Source organism: Blastococcus atacamensis, from assembly GCF_002938425.1.
GTDB lineage: Bacteria > Actinomycetota > Actinomycetes > Mycobacteriales > Geodermatophilaceae > Blastococcus > Blastococcus atacamensis.
In genome coordinates, this window is record NZ_POQU01000157.1 from 1 (window position 1) to 1,607 (window position 1,607).

General features: G+C 70.8%; 1 protein-coding gene. It reads right to left on the minus strand.

All coding sequences use genetic code 11. The features are described from left to right. On the minus strand, positions 1-1,374 hold a 1,374-nt coding region (locus C5508_RS19165), incomplete at its 3' end, for an FtsW/RodA/SpoVE family cell cycle protein (protein ID WP_104526497.1). Positions 1,375-1,607 lie beyond the last annotated feature (233 nt).

Sequence of the window (1,607 nt, forward strand, 5' to 3'; positions counted from 1 at the left end):
GACCGGGGCGGCGTGCGGGGCGGTGGGGCGGCGGGCGGCGTCGCTGATCCGCACGAGGATCGCCACCAGGACGAAGTTCGCCACGAGCGAGGAACCCCCGTAGGCCAGGAACGGCGTGGTGAGGCCGGTGAGCGGGAGCAGCCCGGTGACGCCGCCGAGGACGACGAAGACCTGCCAGGCGATCGCGAACGCGAGGCCGGCGGCGAGCAGTTTGCCGAAGGCGTCGCGAACGACCAGCGAGGTGCGCAGCCCGCGCTCCACGAGCACCAGGTAGACGACGATCACCGCGACCAGGCCGAACAGGCCGAGCTCCTCGCCGACCGCCGCGGCGATGAAGTCGCTCTTGGCCACCGGCACCTGGTCGGGACGTCCACCGCCGAGGCCGGCGCCGAACAGCCCACCCGTGCCCAGGCCGAACAGCGACTGCACGAGCTGGTAGCCGGCGCCGTCGACGTAGGCGAACGGGTCCAGCCAGGTGTCGACACGAGCGCGGACGTGACCGAAGACCTGGTAGGCGATGAGCGCGCCGCCGGCGAACAGGCCCAGGCCGATGAACAGCCAGCTGGCCCGCTCCGTGGCGACGTAGAGCATCACCACGAAGATGCCGAAGAGCAGCAGGGAGCTGCCCAGGTCGCGCTCGAACACGAGCACGAGGATGGAGAGGATCCAGGCCAGCAGCACGGGGCCCAGGTCGCGGCCGCGCGGCAGCTCGAGACCGGCGACCTTGCGGCTGGCCAGGGCCAGCACGTCGCGCTTGTCCTCGAGGTAGGCGGCGAAGAAGACGACCAGGCAGATCTTCGCGAACTCACCGGGCTGGATGGAGAAGCCGGCGACGCGGATCCAGATCTTGGCGCCGTTGACCTCGGAGATCGACGCGGGCAGGACCGCCGGGAGCGCCAGCAGGAAGATCCCCAGCAGGGCGAGGGTGTAGGCGAAGCGCGCCAGCGTCCGGTGGTCGCGGACCACGACCAGGAAGGCGACGAACAGCGTGACGCCCAGGGTCGCCCAGATCAGCTGGACCGGTGCGTCCTCGCGGGTCGCGGCGTCGCCCGACTGCTCGCCGGCCAGGTCCAGCCGGTGGATGACCGTGAGCCCGAGGCCGACGAGGAGGGCCACGGCGGGCAGCAGGAGCGGGTCGGCGTAGGACGCCCACTTGCGGACGACGAGGTGCGCGACCACCCACAGCGCGGAGATCCACACGCTGAAGCCGGCCATCTCCGGGCGCAGCGAGCCGGTGACGGTCAGGTCGACGATGACCTGGGCGACGACGGTGAGGAGGACGGCGAAGCCGAGCAGCCACGCCTCCGTACCGCGGCGTGTGGGGGTGTCCCCGGCGGCAGCGGCGCCGCGGGGATCGGTCAGCGGCCCGGGCATCAGCTCGCCTCCCGGCAGTTCACCCCCGGCTCGGACGACGTCGTCGTCCGAGCCGACGACGAGGTGGTCGTCGCCTCCGCGGGGGCCGGGGGCTCGGGAGGAGCCGGCTCGCCGGGGACGGGTACCGGTGCGGTCTTATACACATCTGACGCTGCCGCCGACGAGGATAGTGGTAATCTCGATGGTCACCGTAACACTACAAAAAAAAAACAATGAGTCAGATGCATTACACA